This window comes from Endozoicomonas atrinae, assembly GCF_001647025.1.
GTDB classification, from domain to species: Bacteria; Pseudomonadota; Gammaproteobacteria; order Pseudomonadales; family Endozoicomonadaceae; genus Endozoicomonas; species Endozoicomonas atrinae.
Genome location: NZ_LUKQ02000628.1, coordinates 1 through 937, shown reverse-complemented (window position 1 = coordinate 937; position 937 = coordinate 1). Strand labels below are relative to the sequence as shown.

Here is a 937-nt window from a genome sequence, read left to right as displayed (position 1 = left end):
TCAGGCTCTGCTCCATGATTTCAGGGATGGTGGCAAAGATGCCGCCCACCTCGAACGGCTTGGGTATGCGGAAATGGTCCTCCCCGACCCAGAAATGGTGAAAGCCCAGCTTCTCCCACTCCGGCAAGTCCTTGTAGCGGTCGTCATCCCAATACATAGCCCGCAGGGCATAGGCTGCCAGACCATAAGCCGCGCCACGGATCAATACCGATTTGCTCACCGCCGACCAGCCGGACTGGCCTTCGACCCTGGCACCACGGTACAGCCGGTCCAGCCCCTGCAACCGGGCATTAAAGAACGGCAGGCTCTGCACCAGGAACTGGATAATCTGCCCCTGCCCACTGCGCCGGAAGTTCATCACATCCATGGCCTGATAAGCCGCTTCAGCAGGACTGCCTCCCTGCCGGATCACCCGATCATACACATGCAGCCGGTTGCTGTTTTCAAACTTCGAGCCGACTCGCTCCCATTTCTGCCAGTTAGCCTCCAGCACTTCGTAGAGTTTGCCCGGTACGTCGATCAGCCGTTTGAGGTCATCCGGTGACAGCTTCTTGCGGATATTCTCCGGCTTGACGCTGTAGTAGCCCCCACCGCCGCCTCCGGCCAGCATCATGTTCCAGTAGCTGTCGTCGTTCTTCAGCTTTGTGGTAAAGCCCCGGATAGCACCGGCCAGCGGATTGGTCTTCAGGGGTTTGCCGTTCACCTCCGGGGCAATATGCACCCAGGTGGACAGCGTATCCCTGAACAGGTTGCGCGCCATAAAGGCCGGGTCGGCGGTAACGGTGGCGGTCAGCAACCGCCGTGGCCAGTTCAACAGCTTCATCATCCAGCCAAAGTTGGGCGCTCCCAGGTCCTGAATGGAGGCCAGCAGCAGCTTGTCATGCACCAGGTAGTGCTTCAGCTTGCCGTTCTCCGATACGCTGACCGTACCCTCACC

The 937-nt window shown here is 59.6% G+C and carries 1 protein-coding gene; it reads right to left on the bottom strand.

Annotated features, from left to right (window positions below; genetic code table 11):
• Positions 1–937: LPD38 domain-containing protein (locus AK963_RS34135; RefSeq protein WP_202969942.1), on the bottom strand; the 937-nt coding region annotated here is incomplete at both ends.